The sequence below is a fragment of the Streptomyces sp. NPDC005303 genome (genome assembly GCF_040607335.1).
Taxonomy (GTDB): Bacteria; Actinomycetota; Actinomycetes; order Streptomycetales; family Streptomycetaceae; genus Streptomyces.
In genome coordinates this window covers 57050-75958 of the sequence record NZ_JBEXGM010000016.1, presented here as the reverse complement: position 1 = coordinate 75958, position 18909 = coordinate 57050, and the positions used below count along the sequence as shown (strand labels likewise).

Below are 18909 nucleotides of genomic sequence, written 5' to 3'. Positions count from 1 at the left end.
CGACTCGCAGGCGCGACGACGGCGGTGCGCGGATCGTCGGCTCGCGCGCCGGACGCAGATCGGCGAGGTCGTACCCGGGGGCGCGGTCCGACGCCGGTTACCGGGTACGAAGTCCGGCGCTCTGCCGCGCCGCAGGTGGCGGCCTATGGTCTGGCCGTTCCCGCGCCTGCATGATGGACGGGGCACAACTCACCGAGCGGAGCAGGCCTATGGATCCCTTGTCCCTTGCCATCGCCGGAGCCCTCGCCACCGGCCTGGCGACCGGAGCGGGCGAATCCACGGGTGCCGCTCTCCCCATGCTCTTGCGGCGGATCAGGGAACGGTTCGCGGGTCGCCCCGCGGTACCTGAGTCCCGGGCGCAGCTTGCGACGGCACTGGACGAGGAGTTCACCCGCGACCCCGCGTTCCGTCAGGAGTGCCAGAACCTGTGGAACCAGGCAACCGGCGACGGCGTCGCCAACTCCTTCCGGGGACAGGCCAAGAACGTGGTGCAGGCCCGCGACATCCACGGCGGCCTGACGATGGAATGAGCGGGCCCATTGTCGCCGCCTCGCTGAGAACCTCACTCCCGGAAAACGACAGGAAGCTCCATGTCCCGGGTAATCGCCCAGCGTTCGTGGTCGCGCCAGACACCCGCGATCTTGATGAAGCCGGGCGAGAAGCCCTCCCTGCGGAAGCCGAGCCGCTGAACAAGTCTCAGGGAGGCCCCGTTCCCGGGCTGAATGTCTGCCTCTACTCGGTTCAGTTCGAGGTGCTCAAAAGCATGATGTACCGCCAGCGCGACACCCGCTGACATGTAGCCCTGTCCCGCATAGGGCAGGAACGCGGCGAACCCCAGTACGCCCTTCTGGTAGGGGCCACGCACGATGTCCTTTATGTTGATCATGCCCACCAGATCGCCCTGCCCCTTGAGGCAGAGAACCATGCAGACGGCGTTTACGTGATCGGATTTCGACAGGTAGGCCGAGAAGCCGCTGGGTGTACGGGCCAGTCCCACCCACGGATGGTGGAGATCGGTGCTGAGGCGGGCCAGCTCGAGAAATCGTTCCTCATCATCAACTGCAACCGGCCGGAGTACGACCTGTGATATCCGATCGGGTTCGAAACTCACCGGTGAAGTCTACGCCCCTCGGCAGGGAAAGAGCCGAAGAGTGCCGCAGACAGTGAGTCAACCCGCTGCTATTCTGCTGCAGTTGGGGGCCGTTCGAGCACTGACCACATCCGCCCTCCTCCTGTCCGAGATCGTGCACTCTCGATCGGACCCGCCTTGCTTGCGAGGCAGAAGAGGTGACCATGAGCGATACGGAGATTCCCGGGAACCCGCTTCCCGACATCACACACGTCTCCCTGGCAAGCCTTTTCACCGATTCCGCCGTCCTGGCCGCAGGATTGCGGGTTCGCGTTCTCACCCCCGACCTGCCGGCGCGCATGGCTGCCTTCGACTCCGAAATCGGCGAGGAAGAGTGCGTCCCTTCATCGACCAATTCGTTCTGAAGGTTCACGGCGGCTGCGACCTGGCTTGCGATCACTGCTACATCTACGAACACGCTGATCAGAGTTGGCGGGTCAAGCCGCGGGTCATGACCCCGGTGATCGCGGCCCAGACAGGCAGACGCATAGCGGAACACGCGCGAACCCATCGAGTGCCCGCGGTGCGCATCACCCTCCATGGCGGCGAGCCTCTCCTCCTGGGGGTCTCGCGTCTGCGGGACATCATCGAGACGTTACGTGGAGTTCTGGACGACACGGTCCGGGTGGACCTGCACATCCAGACCAACGGCGTCACGTTGAACGACCGGTTCTGCAGGCTCTTCGACGAACATGGCGTACGGGTCGGTGTATCACTCGACGGCGACAGGTCGTCGAACGACCGGCACCGCCGTTACGCGAACGGCCGAAGCAGCCATGCGCGGGTGCTGCGCGCACTCGCTCTGCTGCGACGGCCCGAGTTCCGCCATCTCTACGCCGGCATCCTCTGCACAGTGGACCTCGAGAACGATCCGATTGCGGTCTACGAAGCGTTACTCGAAGAGGCCCCGCCGCGTCTGAACTTTCTGTTGCCGCACGCCACATGGGCCAACCCGCCGCCCGGCCACGGGTCGACTCCGGCGCCCTACGGCGCGTGGTTGCGCCGTATTCACTCCCGCTGGCTCGCCGATGGCAGACCCGTCCCAATTCGTCTGTTCGATGCCCTGGTCGCCGCATCGCGCGGGGAATCCAGTGGCAGCGAGGCGGTGGGGCTCCGTCCCGTCGCTCTCGCCGTGGTGGACACCGACGGGTCGTGGGAGCAGGCCGACTCGCTGAAGACGGCTTACCCGGGGGCACCGACGACGGGTATGACCGTCTTCACCCAAAGTCTGGACCAAGTGATGGGGCACCCGGGCATGGCGGCGAGGAACGAGGGCCATGCGAACCTCTGCAAGACCTGCCTCGCATGCCCGGTGGTTCATATCTGCGGCGGCGGTCTGTACGCCCATCGCTATCGGCCGGAAAACGGGTTCGACAACCCCTCGGTCTACTGCGCCGACCTTCGTTTCCTGGCGTCCGAGGTCACGGCGATTCGGCCAGGGACGGCCGGTTCGCCCGGCGGTGGTCACCCTCCGGTCATGCACCAGCTGCCGAAGGGGGCCTTCGACGCGCTCGCCGACGGAGCCGGGACGGTGGACGGGGTCAGGGCTCTGCAGGAGGTGCAACTCTCGATGACGCGGGCGCTCATCGCGGGAGGGGCCCAGTCGGCAGGCCGTTCGGACCTGACGGTGGCGGCGGCAATCGGCCGGGAGCTGCTCATCGAACTGGACAGCCGCCATCCTGCCGCCACGGCGGAAGTCCTCCGTCACCCCTTTGTGCAGACCTGGGCGGTCCGTTGTCTTCGTGAGGGCACTAGTTGTCGAGAAAGGGACCTGGCTCACATCGCCGGTCTCGCCGCCGCTGTCGCCTGGCGTGCGGGCGTCACCACCAGGCTGCCCCTCCCCGTACGAGCGGGACTGGTGCATCTGCCTGGCCTGGGGGCGTCACGCGTCGCGGGCGACGGGGCCACCGCGATCGTGTCCGTCGAGGGAGCCGATCGGCCGCCGGCCGGGTGGATCGAGATCAGGCAACTGACCGCTGGATCGCTGCCCGTTACCGTCGACGACCTCGACCCCTATCGCCTCGGGCACGACCGAACGGCATGGAACCGTCTTTCCCCTCCGCGGTGGGAAGCCTGGCGACGCGCCCTCAGCGAGGCGGCGGACGAGTTGTCCCGGCTCATTCCCGAGTACGCGGGGGCGCTGCGCGCGGGGCTGCGGACGATAGTGCCGCTCCGGGCCACGCCGGTAGATCATGGAACCGCCGTGTACGGCACGCCGCGCGCGTTCGGCGCAGCAGGCGTGGCGCTGCTCGACGGAGCACCCGACACCGACATCGCGGCTACCCTGCTTCGCGAGTTTCAGCGCACCAAACTGACCGCTCTGATGGACATGTATGAGTTCTTCACGGCGGAGAGCTCCCTCCCGGTGGAAGTGCCGCACCGTGTCCGTCCCGTGCCGATCAGGCAGGCCTTCCATGGCCTCTACGCCCATGTTTCCTTGGCAGAGCTGTGGCAAGCGCGTTCGGCCTGCCTCCCGGCGGGTGTTCCTCGCGGGGAGATGATCAACGTCGAGACGGCGTTCCAGTACCACCATGAGCAGGCAGACCGCACCGTGGACGCCCTCGTGGCCGCCGGGGCACTGGCCCCGGCCGGGGTCCGCTTCGCCACCGGTCTGCGCGCCGCGATAGACCGTCAGGCCGGCCGGTCTCCGCTCCCAGCGGCTCCCCGCCTCCGTCCCACGCCTTGATCTGCATTCCACGAACGTCGGAGACACGTGCATGAACGCAGACGGCAAGAGCAACGCCTTCGACGGGCAGGCCACGCATGTCGTCCAGGCCGGGACGATCTACGGCGGCGTGAACAATGGCCAGAACAGCCTCCCGGCCCCGCGGCAGCTCCCCAGAGCCGCGACCTGCTTCACGGACCGGGCTGACCCCATGGCCCAGTTGAGCGAGCTCGCCATGGCCGAGAACGAGATCGTACTGATTTCGGGCCCCGCGGGCGTCGGCAAGAGCGCTCTCGCCGTCTTCTGGGCCCATTCGGTCAAACAGCAGTTCCCCGACGGCCAGTTGTACGTGAATCTCCGTGGCTATGATCGCCTTGCTCCGTTGCCGCCCGAGGAGGTACTCCACGGGTTCCTCTCGGCCCTGGGAATGCCGGCCGACCGTATGCCCGGTGATCTCAGCGCCATGTCGGCGCTCTTCAGATCTCTGATCGACGGGAAAAGACTGCTGCTGGTGGCGGACAACGCAGGCTCGTCGGACCAGGTGCGGCCACTGCTCCCGGCATCACCCGTTTGCTTCACGGTCGTCACGAGCAGGAACCGGCTGAGTAGCCTGACCGCTGTGGACGGGGCGACACATCTGCCCGTCAGGCCGCTCGACACACCCCATGCGGTGGAACTGTTCTCTCGCCTGTCCGGTCATCGGGACACGGACGGCGCGACACAACTCGTGCTGCGCTGCGGCCGTCTGCCTCTCACGGTCAGGATGGCGGCACGTCTGGCGAGTTCCGACGCCAGTCTCATGACACTCCTGGAGGAGCTGACAAGCGGTAACGATCGGCTCGAAGCGCTTTCCGCACTGGACGAGGAATTGGAGGTCCGCTCGGTGTTCTCATGGTCGTACGAACAGCTGCCCCCAGCGACCGCCAGGGCTTTCCGGCTACTGTCGCTGCACGCCGGACCGGACTTCTCCGTACCGGCCGCCGCCGCCCTGACGGGCCTTTCCGAGACCGACACGCTGCGCGTCCTGCGCAGGCTGACCGCCGTCAACATGCTTGAGGAAACAGGAGAAAGGCGATACGCCTACCATGACCTGCTCCGAGACTACGCCCGGGAGCAGGCGGCGGCAGAGGAATCCCGGCAGGATCGGGCCCACGCGCTGAAACGCGAGCTGTCGTTCTATCTGCGGATGGCGGACGCCGCCGACCGCGTCCTTGTCCCCGAACGGCAACACGTTCCTCTCGACCGTGGGGGGTACCAAGGGAAGGCGTTGTTCACCGATCCCGCCGCAGCCCTCCGGTGGTGCGACGCGGAACTGTCCAGCCTGGTCCCTGCCGTGCAACAGGCTGTGGAACTCGGCCTGGACGAGGTGGCCTGGAAACTTCCCGTGGCACTGGTCTACTTCCTGCGTTCGCGCAGGCACAACATCTACCGACTCGAACTGTCGACGACTGCGGTCGAAGCCTCGCGGCGGTTGCGTGATCGGTGGGCGGAAGCCTGGAGCCTGATCTGCCTCGGCGGGGCGGAATCAGACCTGGAGCGCCACGAAGACGCCCTTGTGCACTTCACCGAAGCGTTGCGAGTCAGCCAGGACATCAACGACCGACGGTGGGAGGCCCGGAGCACCTACAACGTCGCTTGGACACTGCGTCTCATGGGACGGTACGAGGAAGCTCTGCACCGCCAGCGCGAAGCATTGGTCATCCGTCAGGAGACCGGTGATCGTCGCGGTGAGTCGATCAGTCTGAGCGAGATCGGCGCGCTCGAATTGAACCTGGGTCGCCCGGCCCAGGCGTACGCGGAGTACGAGCGGGCCCTCGTCGCCGCGCGCGAGACGGTGGATCTGTCCGCGGAGGCCAAATCCCTGCACGGCCTGGGTGACGTCTGCAAGACCCAGGGACACACGAGTGACGCGATCGGCTGGTACGAGCAGGCCGTCCTGGTACGGCGTAGGGTCGGCGACATGCCGGGTCTGGCCCGCTCCCTCGTGGCACTGGGCAGGCTACTCGCCGCCGTCGGCAGGGCAGCTGTCGCCCAGGAGGCGCTGGTCGAGGCGGCCGAGGTCCTCGACACTCTCCACGATCCCACGGCCGAGGATGTCCGGCGCTTTCTCGCAGGGCACTTCGGCCAGGCCAAGGAGAATCCCCGAGAGCCACGGAGTGACACTGACGGTTGAAGTCCCAGGAGGTGTCGCGCCGGACTCCCGTCAGCGGGGCTACCGTGAGGTGATGGGCATGGAACAGCGCATCACCCTCATCACGCTGGGCGTCCGGGACCTCGCCCGCTCCAAGGCGTTCTACGAGGCCCTGGGCTGGCGCGGCCAGGAGGTCGCGGAGACGGTCTTCTTCCAGGCGGGGGGCCTGGGCCTGGTCCTGTGGAGCCGGGAGAAACTCGCGAAGGACTGCGGACTGGAGCCGGGACCGGCGCACGGCTTCGGCGGGATCACCCTGGCCCACAACGTCCGCTCGGAGGCGGAGGTCGACGCCCTCCTCGCGACCGTGGCGCAGGCGGGCGGCACCGTCACCAAACCGGCCGCGGTGAACGAGATCGGCTTCTACTCCAGCGCCTTCACGGACCCGGACGGCCACGCCTGGGAGGTGGCGTACAACCCGGGCTTCTCCCTGGCGGAGGACGGCACGCTCACCCTCCCGGACTTCGGTCAGTAGGCCGCGAGCGCCTCCTCGATCGCCCGCGTCCCCACCGCAGTGAGGGCTGGGCTCCTTCCGCCCCGGTGGTAGTGCACCGCGCCCACTCCCAGTGTCCGCCGTGGGCTCCCCGGTGCCGAGGCAGCCCAAGCCGATGACACGGCCGCCCCGGATCCCGGGACGGCCGTGTCACACGCACGAGCTCTCAGTTCACGTTGACCGCGCTCCAGGCCGCCGCCACCGCGTTGTACTCGGTGCTGCCCGCCCCGTAGAGGTCCTTCGCCGCGTTCAGGGTGGCCGTCCGTGCCCCCGCGTAGTTCGTCGAGGACGTCATGTAGACCGTCAGCGCCCGGTACCAGATGGCGCCCAGCTTGTCGCGGCCGATGCCGGTGACCGTGGAGCCGTTGGAGGTGGGGGAGTTGTAGCTGACGCCGTTGATGGTCTTGGCGCCGCTGCCCTCCGCCAGCAGGTACGCGAAGTGGTTGGCGACGCCGGAGGAGTAGTGGACGTCCAGGTTGCCGACCGAACTGCTCCAGGAGTCGGCGGAGTTGCCGTCCTTGGAGGGCTTGTCCATGTAGCGCAGGGCGTCCCGCCCGAAGCCGGAGCGGACGATCTTCTCGCCGACCAAATAGTCGCCGGCGTCCGAGGAGTTGCCCGCGTAGAACTCCACCAGCGTCCCGAAGATGTCGGAGGTCGCCTCGTTGAGCCCGCCCGACTCGCCCGAGTACGTCAGCGCCGCCGTCTTCGACGTCACGCCGTGCGACATCTCGTGGCCCGCCACGTCGAGCGAGACCAGCGGGCCGAGCTGCGTCCCGTCACCGTCGCCGTACGTCATGCAGAAGCAACTGTCGTCCCAGAAGGCGTTGTTGTAGTTGTTGCCGTAGTGGACGCGGTTGTAGGAGCCCTTGCCGTCCCCGCCGATGCCGTTCCGCCCGTGGACCTTCTTGTAGTAGTCCCAGGTGACGTCGGTGCCGTACTGCGCGTCCACCGCCGCCGTGGCCCGGTCCGAAGTCGCCCCCGTGCCCCAGTGGTTGTCCGCGTCGGTGAACAGGGTCGCGGGCGCCCGGCTGATGCAGATGTTCAGGAAGCACAGGTCGGTCTTGTTGGCCGCGTCGCCCGTGTACGTGTTCCCGCGCGTCGCGTCCTTGAGCTGGTACGTCGATCCCGACTGGGTCGTCTCCAGCGAAACCGTGCCGCTGTACAGCGACTTCCCGTCGCCGGCCGCCTGCTCGATGCTGTCCCACGCGTCGATCTGCGCACCCGTGCGGGCGTCCGTGAGGACTGTCCGCGCGACCGGGTTGCCGAGGGAGTCCTGGGCGGCGGCGTCGGTCTGCCAGGCCAGCTTCGGCGCCCCGTGCAGGGCGTCGACGACCAGTCGGGGCTTGGCCGTCAGCTTCTTCAGTGTCTCGCCGAGGTTGGCCGCCTTGAGGGCGTTCGCCGCGAGGTCGGCGGCCTTCGGCGCGGACAGGACCGGGGTGACGCTGGAGAGGGATATCGCGCTCCTCGTGGCGCGCGAGGAGCTCTTGTACGCCCCGTCCGGCGCCAGATGGACCACGAAGTCACCGCCCAGTACGGGCAGTTGGCGGTAGGTACGGTCGTAGCGGACGTGCTGGGTGCCGTCGGGGTCGACGATCACGTCCCGGACCTTGGTGCCCTGGGCGGAGGTGAGCCCCAGCGTCGAGGCGTGGTCGGCCAGGATCGACGCGGCGTTCTCGAGCGCGGTGGCCCTGGTGGGTCTGTCGGCCGCACCGGCGGCGGGGGAGAGTGCTGCGGCCAGCAGGGTGGCGGCGGTGGCGGCCACTCCGGCGGTGGCGAGACGACGGGAACGGGCACCTCGGACGTACGGCCGTATCCGACTCATCGGTCTCCTCTGAAAGGCGCCAACGGGGCGCGTGGGGGGTGGCGCGGACGTTGTCGAAGATTTAAGAGGTCATGACAAGCCGTGTCCATACCGCGTCACGTGCAGGTGTGTGAGGGGAGAGAATCGTTTCTGTGACCCCTGCGAGACTCCCGTTCTTCGTCTACGGCACCCTCCGCCCCGGCGAGGTCAACCACGACCTCTTCCTGCGCGGCCGTATCCGAGCGGAGGAGCCGGGCCGACTCGCCGGAGCGCTGCTGTACGACGGCCCCGGCTACCCGTACGCCGTCGAGGAGGCCGGGGGAGTGGTCATGGGGGAACTCGTCACCCCGCAGGCCGACGCATACACCGAACTGCTGGCCGTACTCGACGAGTTGGAGGAGTACACCCCAGGAGACCCACGCAACCTGTACGAAAGGGTCGCCCGCGAGGTGATCCGCACGGCCGACGGCACGCCCGTGCGCGCCTGGGTCTACGTGGCGGCACCCCCCCGTCGCCGCCCGCCTGCGCGCCCGCGGCAAGCTCATCGAGAGCGGCGACTGGCTGCTCAGGTGAGCCGGGCCCTACCGCTCCACCGTCTCCAGTCGCACCGCGCACGCCTTGAACTCCGGCATCCGTGACGTCGGGTCCAGCGCCGGGTTGGTGAGGGTGTTGGCGCGGCCCTCGCCGTACCAGTGGAACGGCATGAAGACGGTGTCGGGGCGGATGCCGAGCGTGATGCGGGCTGGTGCCACGGCCCGCCCGCGCCGTGAGACCACGGCCACCGGATCGCCCTCGGCCGCCCCCAGCCGCTCCGCGAGCCGCGGGTGCAGCTCCACGAACGGGCCCGGCGCGGCGGCGTTCAGCTCGTCCACCCGGCGGGTCTGCGCGCCGGACTGGTACTGGGCCACCACCCGCCCGGTCGTCAGCAGCACCGGGTACTCCTCGTCGGGCTCCTCCGCGATCGCCCGGTGCGAGACGGGGACGAAGCGGGCCCGGCCGTCGGGGTGGGCGAACCGGTCCAGGAAGAGACGGGGGGTACCGGGGTGGGCGTCGTCGGCGGCGGACGGGTCCTTGACGGGCGTCGGGCACGGCCAGAACACCCCGTTCTCCTCGGCCAGTCGACGGTAGGTGATCCCGGAGTAGTCGGCCGGGCCGCCCGCGCTCGCCCGGCGCAGTTCCTCGAAGACCTCCTCGGGGTCGGTCGGGAAGCCCTTCTCCACCCCGAGGCGGTCGGCGAGTTCGTGCATGACGTCCAGGTCGCTGCGGATGCCGTCCGGCGGGGTGATCGCCTTCCGGCGCAGCAGCACCCGCCCCTCCAGGTTGGTCGTCGTGCCCGTCTCCTCGGCCCACTGCGTGACCGGCAGGACCACGTCCGCGAGGGCCGCCGTCTCCGACAGGACGACGTCGCAGACCGCAAGGAAATCGAGGGACTTGATGCGCTCCTCGATGTGCGCGGCACGCGGCGCCGACACCACCGGGTTGGAGCCCATCAGCAGCAGCGACTTGATGTCCGTGCCGAGCGCGTCCAGCAACTCGTAGGCGCTGCGCCCCGGGCCGGGCAGCGAGTCGGGGTCCACGCCCCACACCTCGGCGACATGCGCCCGCGCCGCCGGGTCGTCCAGCTTGCGGTAGCCGGGCAACTGGTCGGCCTTCTGGCCGTGTTCGCGCCCACCCTGCCCGTTGCCCTGCCCGGTCAGACAGCCGTATCCGCTGAACGGCCGTCCCGCCCGCCCGGTCGCCAGGCACAGGTTGATCCACGCGCTCACGGTGTCGGTGCCCTTGGACTGCTGCTCGGGCCCGCGCGCGGTGAGCACCATCGCGGACTCCGGTTCACAGAACAGCCTCACGGTCTCGCGGAGTTGGGGCACCGGCACACCGGTGATCCGCTCCACGTACTCCGGCCAGTGGGCCATCGCGGCGGCCCGCGCGTCCTCCCAGCCGACCGTACGCTCGCTGATGTACGCCTCGTCCGTGCGGCCTTCCGCCACCACCAGGTGCAGCAGCCCGAGCGCGAGAGCCAGATCCGAGCCCGGCCGGGGCATCAGATGCAGGTCGGCCTGCTCGGCGGTCTTGGTGCGGCGCGGGTCGATCACGATCAATGTGCCGCCGTTCTCCCGCAGTTCGGTGAAGAACCGCAGGGCCGGCGGCATGGTCTCGGCGAGGTTCGAGCCGACCAGGATCACACAGCCGGACTTCGGGATGTCCTCCAGCGGGAAGGGCAGCCCCCGGTCCAGCCCGAATGCCTTCATCCCGCCGGCCGCCGCGGACGACATGCAGAAGCGCCCGTTGTAGTCGATCTGCGAGGTACCGAGGACGACCCGGGCGAACTTGCCGAGCGTGTACGCCTTCTCGTTGGTGAGGCCGCCCCCGCCGAAGACCCCGCACGCGTCCGGACCATGCTCCGTGCGCGTGCGGGACAGCCCCTCGGCGATCCGGTCCAGCGCCTCGTCCCAGCCGGTGGGCACCAGCGTGCCCCCGGAGCGCACCAACGGGGAGGTCAGGCGCACCCGGGACGAGAGCACCGCGGGCGCCGTACGGCCCTTGCCGCACAGCGCCCCCCGGTTCACCGGGAAGTCCGCGCGCTCGCTCACCTCGACGGTCCCGTCCGGAGCGGGGGTCAGGTTCATGCCGCACTGCAGGGCGCAGTACGGGCAGTGCGTGGGCGTCGCGGAGTTCGGCATGCTCCTCAGCGTGCGTCGGCCGTGTTACGCCGGGGACGGCTCCGTGTTACGCGCCCAAGACGGCGACCTCCCCCGTGACCCCCCGCAGCGGTGAGGAACGCGCCGCGCACCCGCGGTCAGCGGGCCGAGGCCAGCGCGTCCGTCACCCCGGTCTCCTTCGGCCCCAGGAACCGCGGGTCCGGCCGCAGCACCACGTCCAGGGCCGCCTTCGCCGCCGCGAAGATCTCCCGGGCGCCGCCGTAGTACCAGGTGGCGTCGTGCCTTGCGTCGACGCCGATGCCGTACGAGGTGACCCCCGCCGCCTGACAGAGAGCGACCGCACGCCGGATGTGGAAGCCCTGGCTGATCAGCACCGCCCTGTCCACGCCGAAGATCTTCCGCGCGCGGACGCAGGAGTCCCAGGTGTCGAAGCCGGCGTAGTCGCTGACGATCCGCGTGGCCGGGACGCCGTGCCGGGTCAGGTACGCGCGCATGGCATCGGGCTCGTCGTAGTCCTTGCGGCTGTTGTCGCCGGTGACGAGGACGACCTCGATCCGGTTCTCCCGGTACAGCTTCGCCGCCGCGTCGAGCCGGTGGGCGAGATACGGCGACGGCTCGCCGTCCCAAAGCCCGGCCCCGAAGACCACGGCGACCTGGGCAGGCGGCACGTCGGCCGTCGTCCGCAGCCGGTCCTCCGTCGTCACGTACATCCAGGTCGACGGCAGCAGCGCCAGCACACACCCCGCCATCACCGCCTGCACGAGCCTGCGCCGCCCGGCACGCGTGCGTGGCAGGCGCGGTCTGCGTACCCTCGGCAGTCGCATCGGACGGTCCCTCCCCGGTCGTTCGACAGACAGAGACGTGCCGTCCGGCCGATCGGTTCGTCCGCCGGCGCGTGACCAGACTCACTTCCCCGTGCGAAGACGCAGGTCACGCTTCCTCACACCCCCGGGACCGGCGCGGTGAACCGCTGGAAAGCATGCGTTATTGCCGTGAAACGGGGAGGCAACCTCAGGCCGTCACCATCGGTGCATGAACCGGATCAGCAGCCACCTGGGCCTCGTACCGCTCGACGGCAGGCGGCACTCCGAAGCGCCGGCGCTCGTCGTCGTGGCCCACGGCAGCCGCGACCCGCGCACCCTGAACACGGTCCACAGGCTCCTGGACCAGGTCCGCGAACAGCGCCCCGACCTGCCGGTCCACCTGGGCCACATCGAGCTCAACGAGCCCCTGCTGCCGGACACGCTGGCGTCCCTGGGCACGGCGGAGGCCGTCCTGGTGCCGCTCCTCCTCTCCCGCGGCTACCACGTGAAGCGCGACATCCCGGAGATGGCGGCGGCCTCCCCGGCACGCACACGCGTGGCGGCTCCGCTGGGCCCGCACCCCCTTCTCGTGGAGACCCTGCACGCCCGTCTGGTGGAGGCGGGCTGGCCCACGGAGACGGACGAGGAGACCCGCCGTACGAGCGCCGTGGTCCTCGCGGCGGCCGGCTCCCGCGACCCGGAGTCCGCCCTCGACACCCGCCGCACGGCGCAGCTCCTCGCGGCCCGCCTGGGAGTCCCGGTGGTCCCGGCGTACGCCTCCGCGGCGACTCCGACGGTCGACACGGCGATCCGCGCACTGGCGGCGCGAGGTCGCGACAGGGTGGCGGTGGCGTCCTACTTCACGGCCCCGGGCCTGTTCGCGACGCAGTGCGCGCAGAAGGCCCCGTGGATCGCGTCAGCACCCTTGGGCACCCACCCGGCGATGGCCGACCTGGTCGTCCACCGCTACCACCAGGCATGGGCATCGCAGGCCACGGCGGCCTAGTCAGGGGCGCGGGGAACTGCGCGACAAGCCACTGTGGTGCCGCACCCGCCATGAGACAGATCCCGGCAGTCCCACCGGCGAATTGTCAGTCACTGCCCGTACTGTCAAGACATGCCGTACGACCCGCAGTCAACCGAACGCTGGGCCCCGGAACCGGACAAGCGCCCCGGCCGCACCGCCTTCCAACGCGATCGCGCCCGCATCCTCCACTCGGCCGCGCTCAGAAGGCTCGCCGGCAAAACGCAGGTCGTCACGCCAGGCACCCGCAACGAGATGTGGGACGCCAGCCCCCGCACCCGCCTCACCCACTCCCTGGAATGCGCCCAGGTGGGCCGGGAGCTCGGCGCGGCCCTCGGCTGCGACCCCGACCTCGTGGAAGCCGCCTGTCTGGCCCATGACCTGGGGCACCCCCCGTTCGGCCACAACGGCGAACAGGCCCTGAACGAGTTCGCGGAGGACTGCGGCGGCTTCGAGGGCAACGCCCAGTCCCTGAGGCTCCTCACCCGCATCGAACCCAAGCGGTTCACCGAGGAGGGCTCGGTAGGCCTCAACCTCACCAGGGCCACCCTGGACGCCGCCACCAAGTACCCCTGGCCGCGCGGAGCGCACCCCGCCGACCCCGGTTCCCAGAAGTTCGGCGTCTACGAGGACGACCGCCCCGTCTTCGACTGGATCCGCAAGGACGCCCCCGGCACCCGCACCACCTTCGAGGCCCAGGTCATGGACTGGTCCGACGACGTGGCCTACTCGGTCCACGACGTCGAGGACGGACTGCACGCGGGCCACATCGACCCCAACTACCTGCACGCGGAACCGGAACGCCGGGCGGTCTTCGAGGTAGCTCTCGGGAGATACGTCCCCGAGGACACCGACCCGGCGGAGCTCGCCGCGGCCCTCGACCGCCTCCAGGACCAGGAGTGGTGGCCGCACGGCTACGACGGCTCGGCCGTGGCGCAGGCCCGCCTCAAGGACGCCACCAGCCAGCTCATCGGCCGCTTCTGCCTGTCCGCCGAGGCCGCCACACGCGGGAGGTACGGCACCGGGAGGCTCACGAGATACGACGCCGAACTCGTCGTACCGCACGAGACCCGCCTGGAGTGCGCGGTCCTCAAGGCGGTCGCCGACCGGTACGTCATGCAGCGCGCCGAGCAGGAGCGGCTGCGGGCCGACCAGCGGATCGTGGTCGCCGAACTCGCGGAGGCGCTCACCGCCCGCGCCCCCGACGGCCTCGACCCCCAGTTCCGCGCGCTGTTCGACCGGGCGGCCGACGACCGGGCGCGCAAGCGGGTGATCGTCGACCAGATCGGGTCCCTGACGGACGCGTCCGCGCGTTCGCTTCACGCCCGTCTCACGGGTCACCTGTGATGCTTGCGGGGTACAAGTTGTGCGGAGGAGACGGGAGTGACATGAAACGCGTCCGAATGTGACCCTCCGTGGCCTGATCGGGTCACTCCCTCTTCCCCCATCACACTCCGTGCGGGACGCTCCCATGTGGCGGAACCCTTACGAGGAGGAACCAAGTGGTCGACGCGGATCAGACTTTTGTCATCGTGGGCGGAGGTCTCGCCGGCGCGAAGGCGGCCGAGACGCTCCGGACGGAGGGCTTCACCGGCCGCGTGATACTGATCTGCGACGAACGCGACCACCCCTACGAGCGCCCGCCGCTCTCCAAGGGCTACCTCCTCGGCAAGGAGGAGCGCGACAGCGTCTTCGTGCACGAACCCGCCTGGTACGCGCGCAACGACATCGAGCTGCACCTCGGCGAGACCGTGGACGCCATCGACCGTACGGCGAAGACGGTCCGCTTCGGTGAGGACGGCACCGCCGTCCGCTACGACAAGCTGCTGCTGGCGACGGGCGCCGAGCCGCGCCGCCTGGACATCCCCGGCACCGACCTCGCGGGCGTCCATCACCTGCGCCGCCTCGCCCACGCCGAGCGCCTCAAGGGCGTCCTCGCCGCCCTGGGCAGGGACAACGGCCACCTCGTGATCGCCGGCGCCGGCTGGATCGGCCTGGAGGTGGCGGCGGCGGCCCGCGAGTACGGCGCCGAGGTCACCGTCGTCGAGCCGCTGTCGACCCCGCTGTACTCGGTCCTCGGCCCCGAGCTCGGCAACCTCTTCGCCGAACTGCACCGCGAGCACGGCGTCCGCTTCCACTTCGGGGCGAGGCTGACGGAGATCGTCGGGCAGGACGGCATGGTCCTCGCGGCCCGCACCGACGACGGCGAGGAGCATCCCGCGCACGACGTCCTCGCGGCGGTCGGCGCGGCCCCGCGCGTCGCTCTCGCGGAGGCGGCCGGCCTCGAACTGGCGGACCGGGCGCACGGCGGCGGTGTCGCCGTGGACGAACAACTGCGCACCTCCGACCCGGACATCTACGCGGCGGGCGACGTGGCCTCCTTCCACCACGCGCTCTTCGGCAACCGGCTGCGGGTCGAGCACTGGGCCAACGCGCTCAACGGCGGCCCGGCGGCGGCGCGAGCGATGCTGGGCCGCCAGGTGACGTACGACCGGGTGCCCTACTTCTTCTCCGACCAGTACGACCTTGGGATGGAGTACAGCGGCTGGGCGCCCCCCGGGTCGTACGACGAAGTGGTGATCCGGGGAGACGCCGGGAAGCGGGAGTTCATCGCCTTCTGGGTGAAGCAGGGCCGGGTGCTGGCCGGGATGAACGTCAACGTGTGGGACGTCACAGAGCCCATCCAGGAACTGATCCGGTCCAGGGCTCAGGTGGACACCGAGGCGCTCGCGGACCCGCACGTTCCCCTCGTCAACCTCGTCCCGTAGGTGTCAGTACCTCCCCGTAGACTTCACGCGTGGCAGGACGGATCAACGACGAGGACGTGAAGGCGGTACGGGACGCGGTCCCGATCGACGCCGTCGTCTCCGAGTACCTCCAGCTGCGCAACGCGGGCGGTGGCAACCTCAAGGGCCTGTGCCCCTTCCACGACGAGAAGTCGCCGTCCTTCCAGGTCAGTCCGAGCAAGGGTCTCTTCCACTGCTTCGGCTGCCAGGAGGGCGGCGACACCATCACGTTCGTGATGAAGGTCGACCACCTCACCTTCTCGGAGTCGGTCGAGCGCCTCGCCGCCCAGGCCGGCATCACCCTGCGCTACGAGGAGGGCGGCTACAACCCCTCCCACCAGCGCGGCGAGCGCATCCGCCTGGTCGAGGCCCACAAGATCGCCGCCGACTGGTACATGGAGCAGCTGGCCACCAGCCCGGAGGCCGACACCGGCCGCCAGTTCCTCGCCGAGCGCGGCTTCGACCAGGCCGCCGCCGCGCACTTCTCCGTCGGCTACAGCCCCCAGGGCTGGGACCACCTCACCCGGTTCCTGCGCGGCAAGGGCTTCAGCGACAAGGAGATCCTGCTCTCCGGTCTTGCCCAGGAGGGCCGCCGCGGCCCCATCGACCGCTTCCGCGGCCGCCTGATGTGGCCCATCCGCGACATCGGCGGAGACGTCGTCGGCTTCGGCGCGCGCAAGCTCTACGAGGCGGACAACGGCCCCAAGTACCTCAACACGCCCGACACGGCGATCTACCGGAAGTCCCAGGTCCTCTACGGCATCGACCTCGCGAAGAAGGACATCGCCAAGGCGTCCCGCGCGGTCGTCGTCGAGGGTTACACCGACGTCATGGCCTGCCACCTCGCCGGTGTCACGACCGCCATCGCGACCTGCGGAACGGCCTTCGGCAGCGACCACATCAAGATCCTGCGCCGACTGCTGATGGACAACGGCTCGGCCCGCGTGATCTTCACCTTCGACGGCGACGCGGCCGGCCAGAAGGCGGCCCTGCGCGCCTTCGAGGACGACCAGAAGTTCGCCGCCGAGACCTACATCGCGATCGCCCCCGACGGCATGGACCCCTGCGACCTGCGCCTCGCCAAGGGCGACGACGCGGTCGCCGACCTGGTCGAACCCCGCACCCCGCTCTTCGAGTTCGCGCTGCGCCAGATCGTCGTCCGTTACGACCTCGACACCCCCGCCGGCCGCGCCGCCGCACTCGACGAGGCCGCCCCGATCGTCGCCCGCATCAAGAACAGCGGCGCCCAGCACGAGGTCGCCGTCCAGCTCGCCGGCATGCTCGGCATCCTCGACACCCAGTTCGTGGTCAAGCGGGTGGCCCAGCTGGCCCGCTGGGCCCGCGACCGCGGCGGCAAGGGCCCGGCCCCCTCGGGACGCGGCCCGCAGCAGCCGTCGTACGACGGAGCCCACCGCCCCGCGGTCTCCGGTCCCGCCCTCACCCTGCGCAACCCCGTCTACGCCACCGAGCGCGAGCTCCTCAAGCTCGCCCTCCAGCGCCCCGACCTGGTCTCCCCGGCCTTCGACGCGTACGGCATCGACGAGTTCACCGCCCCGCCCTACGCCGCCGTACGCCAGGCGATCATGGACGCGGGCGGCGCCGAGTACGGCGTCCAGGACTCCCAGGACTACCTCGTCCGCGTCCGCGAGGCCGCCCCCGACGACGCGGTCCGCGCGATGGTCACCGAGCTGGCCGTCGAGGCGATCATGCGCAAGACGGTCGACGAGAACTACGCGGGCGATCAGCTCGTCACCGTCCGCCGCCGCGCCGTGGAGCGCCGTATCCAAGAGATTCAATTCACGGTGAGGCGCCTGGAGGCGGGTGGCGATCCGGCCCAACTGGCTGCTGCGAAGAACGAGCTGTGGGTTCTCCAGCAATACGACCGGGCTCTACGAGACCAGGGCGCCGCCGCGCTCTGAGCGGCCTGATCGCCGTAGGGCGGGGCATCCGTGAACCGGCCGGTGACCGCCCGGTCACGGACCGGACTCAAAAAGTCACCGCACGCCCCTCGTGGCGGCTGTGTGTCGTACTCCACACTGGGTTCCGGTGCCTGAGTCCTCGGAGCGCGGCCGATCCGTCCCCAACGGGTCCCACACCCCCGCGGTTCCGCTCAATGCGTACGGGACGGACAGCGGCGAGGCCGCCGACTCCGCCCCCGAAGTACCGCTGCCGCACTCCTTGGCAGCGATCATCCTGGAGGTCGCCCCCGTGCAGACCCAGACCCTCGCACAGACCGAGAACAGTACCGACGACACGACAGAGCAGGACGCCGAGACCGACGTACTCGTCGCGGTGCCCCCGCAGAGCCGTGTAGCGCACCACCCCGAGACGGAGCCGGACGCCCCGCCCGCGGAAGCCATCGAGAACGTGGAGACCGAGCCGGTCGAACCGCCCGAGCCGCCCCGCGGCCGCGTCGACACCGGCGGCCCGTCCTCGGACCTGTTCCGCCAGTACCTGCGGGAGATCGGCCGTATCCCGCTGCTCACCGCGGCCGAGGAGGTGGACCTCGCCCGCCGGGTCGAGGCCGGCCTCTTCGCCGAGGAGAAACTGAGCAACGCCCCCGACCTGGACAGCCAGTTGGCGCTCGACCTGGACCGCCTGGTCGTGCTGGGCCGGATGGCCAAGCGCCGTCTCATCGAGGCGAACCTGCGGCTCGTCGTGTCCGTCGCGAAACGGTACGTCGGCCGCGGCCTGACCATGCTCGACCTGGTGCAGGAAGGCAACCTGGGCCTGATCCGGGCGGTCGAGAAGTTCGACTACGCCCGCGGCTACAAGTTCTCGACCTACGCCACCTGGTGGATCCGCCAGGCCATGTCCCGGGCCCTCGCCGACCAGGCCCGCACGATCCGGGTCCCGGTCCACGTGGTCGAGTTGATCAACCGGGTGGTCCGCGTCCAGCGCCGCATGCTCCAGGAACGCGGCTACGAACCGACCCCGGAAGAGGTCGCCGCCCACCTCGACCTCGCCCCGGAACGCGTCAGCGAGGTCCTGCGCCTGGCCCAGGAACCGGTGTCGCTGCACGCCCCGGTGGGCGAGGAGGACGATGTCGCCCTCGGTGACCTCATCGAGGACGGCGACGCGGCCTCACCGGTCGAGTCGGCGGCGTTCCTGCTGCTCAGGGAGCACCTGGAAGCGGTGCTGTCGACGCTGGGCGAGCGTGAGCGCAAGGTCGTCCAACTCCGCTACGGCCTGGCCGACGGCCGCCCCCGCACCCTGGAGGAGATCGGCCGGATCTTCGGGGTGACACGCGAGCGGATACGCCAGATCGAGTCGAAGACCCTGAACAAGCTGCGGGACCACGCCTTCGCGGATCAGCTGCGGGGCTACCTGGACTGAAGGTGGGGGCCGTCTCCCGACGGC

At 69.8% G+C, this 18909-nt stretch carries 14 protein-coding genes and 1 pseudogene; 11 read left to right on the top strand and 4 right to left on the bottom strand.

All coding sequences use genetic code 11. The annotated features are described in order from the left end of the window. The first annotated feature begins 209 nt into the window (after window positions 1-209). Window positions 210-530, top strand: a complete 321-nt coding sequence (locus tag ABZT93_RS22725) for a hypothetical protein (RefSeq protein WP_356107147.1) — start codon at window positions 210-212, stop codon at window positions 528-530. A 32-nt stretch (window positions 531-562) separates the two neighbouring features. Here the strand turns inward: ABZT93_RS22725 and ABZT93_RS22720 are convergent, their stop codons facing one another. Continuing rightward, window positions 563-1111 (bottom strand): GNAT family protein, encoded by a 549-nt coding sequence (locus ABZT93_RS22720; protein ID WP_356107144.1) that lies wholly within the window; start codon window positions 1109-1111, stop codon window positions 563-565. Window positions 1112-1293: 182 nt separating this feature from the next. Here ABZT93_RS22720 and ABZT93_RS22715 point away from each other — a divergent pair, with 182 nt between their 5' ends. The 4 genes from ABZT93_RS22715 to ABZT93_RS22700 are packed head-to-tail and all read left to right on the top strand — an operon-like array spanning window position 1294 to window position 6457. Further along, window positions 1294-1494, top strand: a complete 201-nt coding sequence (locus ABZT93_RS22715; protein ID WP_356107140.1) for a hypothetical protein — start codon at window positions 1294-1296, stop codon at window positions 1492-1494. Continuing rightward, window positions 1464-3815, top strand: coding sequence for an FxsB family cyclophane-forming radical SAM/SPASM peptide maturase (locus ABZT93_RS22710; protein ID WP_356107137.1), 2352 nt, complete (start codon window positions 1464-1466; stop codon window positions 3813-3815). The genes ABZT93_RS22715 and ABZT93_RS22710 overlap by 31 nt, the downstream gene beginning before the upstream one ends. A 31-nt stretch (window positions 3816-3846) precedes the next feature. Next, on the top strand, window positions 3847-5967 hold the full coding sequence (locus ABZT93_RS22705) for a tetratricopeptide repeat protein (protein WP_356107134.1): 2121 nt from the start codon (window positions 3847-3849) through the stop codon (window positions 5965-5967). A gap of 58 nt (window positions 5968-6025) precedes the next feature. Next, the gene (locus ABZT93_RS22700; protein ID WP_356107131.1) at window positions 6026-6457 is read left to right on the top strand and encodes a VOC family protein; all 432 of its coding nucleotides are present in this window, start codon (window positions 6026-6028) and stop codon (window positions 6455-6457) included. A gap of 184 nt (window positions 6458-6641) precedes the next feature. On the opposite strand, the gene ABZT93_RS22695 is transcribed toward ABZT93_RS22700, so the two are convergent. Further along, complete coding sequence (locus ABZT93_RS22695; RefSeq protein ID WP_356107128.1) at window positions 6642-8297, bottom strand: M4 family metallopeptidase; 1656 nt, start codon at window positions 8295-8297, stop codon at window positions 6642-6644. A 131-nt stretch (window positions 8298-8428) separates the two neighbouring features. On the opposite strand from ABZT93_RS22695, the pseudogene ABZT93_RS22690 reads away from it, so the two are divergent. Beyond that, window positions 8429-8849, top strand: a pseudogene (locus ABZT93_RS22690) (gamma-glutamylcyclotransferase family protein). Window positions 8850-8857: 8 nt separating this feature from the next. On the opposite strand, the gene ABZT93_RS22685 reads toward ABZT93_RS22690, so the two are convergent. Then, window positions 8858-10957 carry a molybdopterin oxidoreductase family protein gene (locus tag ABZT93_RS22685; protein ID WP_356107125.1) on the bottom strand — a complete coding sequence of 700 codons (2100 nt, stop codon included), beginning with the start codon at window positions 10955-10957 and terminating at the stop codon, window positions 8858-8860. A 116-nt stretch (window positions 10958-11073) separates the two neighbouring features. Next, window positions 11074-11760 (bottom strand): ElyC/SanA/YdcF family protein, encoded by a 687-nt coding sequence (locus ABZT93_RS22680; RefSeq protein WP_356107122.1) that lies wholly within the window; start codon window positions 11758-11760, stop codon window positions 11074-11076. Window positions 11761-11968: 208 nt separating this feature from the next. Between ABZT93_RS22680 and ABZT93_RS22675 the strand changes: the two genes are divergently transcribed. From ABZT93_RS22675 to ABZT93_RS22655, 5 genes are all read left to right on the top strand, one after another. Then, window positions 11969-12745 (top strand): sirohydrochlorin chelatase, encoded by a 777-nt coding sequence (locus tag ABZT93_RS22675; RefSeq protein ID WP_355738353.1) that lies wholly within the window; start codon window positions 11969-11971, stop codon window positions 12743-12745. A gap of 111 nt (window positions 12746-12856) precedes the next feature. Further along, window positions 12857-14110 (top strand): deoxyguanosinetriphosphate triphosphohydrolase, encoded by a 1254-nt coding sequence (locus tag ABZT93_RS22670; RefSeq protein ID WP_356107119.1) that lies wholly within the window; start codon window positions 12857-12859, stop codon window positions 14108-14110. Between the two features lie 155 nt (window positions 14111-14265). Then, the gene (locus tag ABZT93_RS22665) at window positions 14266-15531 is read left to right on the top strand and encodes an FAD-dependent oxidoreductase (RefSeq protein ID WP_356107116.1); all 1266 of its coding nucleotides are present in this window, start codon (window positions 14266-14268) and stop codon (window positions 15529-15531) included. A 29-nt stretch (window positions 15532-15560) separates the two neighbouring features. After that, window positions 15561-17468, top strand: coding sequence for a DNA primase (dnaG, locus tag ABZT93_RS22660; protein ID WP_356107113.1), 1908 nt, complete (start codon window positions 15561-15563; stop codon window positions 17466-17468). Between the two features lie 127 nt (window positions 17469-17595). Then, window positions 17596-18885 (top strand): RNA polymerase sigma factor, encoded by a 1290-nt coding sequence (locus ABZT93_RS22655; protein WP_356107111.1) that lies wholly within the window; start codon window positions 17596-17598, stop codon window positions 18883-18885. Window positions 18886-18909: the final 24 nt, after the last annotated feature.

Excerpts from the sequence above, each read along its gene's own strand:
- ABZT93_RS22725 (WP_356107147.1), top strand. The coding sequence starts at position 210 with ATGGATCCCTTGTCCCTTGCCATCGCCGGAGCCCTCGCCACCGGCCTG.
- ABZT93_RS22715 (WP_356107140.1), top strand. The coding sequence starts at position 1,294 with ATGAGCGATACGGAGATTCCCGGGAACCCGCTTCCCGACATCACACAC.
- ABZT93_RS22705 (WP_356107134.1), top strand. The coding sequence starts at position 3,847 with ATGAACGCAGACGGCAAGAGCAACGCCTTCGACGGGCAGGCCACGCAT.
- ABZT93_RS22700 (WP_356107131.1), top strand. The coding sequence starts at position 6,026 with ATGGAACAGCGCATCACCCTCATCACGCTGGGCGTCCGGGACCTCGCC.
- ABZT93_RS22695 (WP_356107128.1), bottom strand. The coding sequence starts at position 8,297 with ATGAGTCGGATACGGCCGTACGTCCGAGGTGCCCGTTCCCGTCGTCTC.
- ABZT93_RS22685 (WP_356107125.1), bottom strand. The coding sequence starts at position 10,957 with ATGCCGAACTCCGCGACGCCCACGCACTGCCCGTACTGCGCCCTGCAG.
- ABZT93_RS22680 (WP_356107122.1), bottom strand. The coding sequence starts at position 11,760 with ATGCGACTGCCGAGGGTACGCAGACCGCGCCTGCCACGCACGCGTGCC.
- ABZT93_RS22675 (WP_355738353.1), top strand. The coding sequence starts at position 11,969 with ATGAACCGGATCAGCAGCCACCTGGGCCTCGTACCGCTCGACGGCAGG.
- ABZT93_RS22670 (WP_356107119.1), top strand. The coding sequence starts at position 12,857 with ATGCCGTACGACCCGCAGTCAACCGAACGCTGGGCCCCGGAACCGGAC.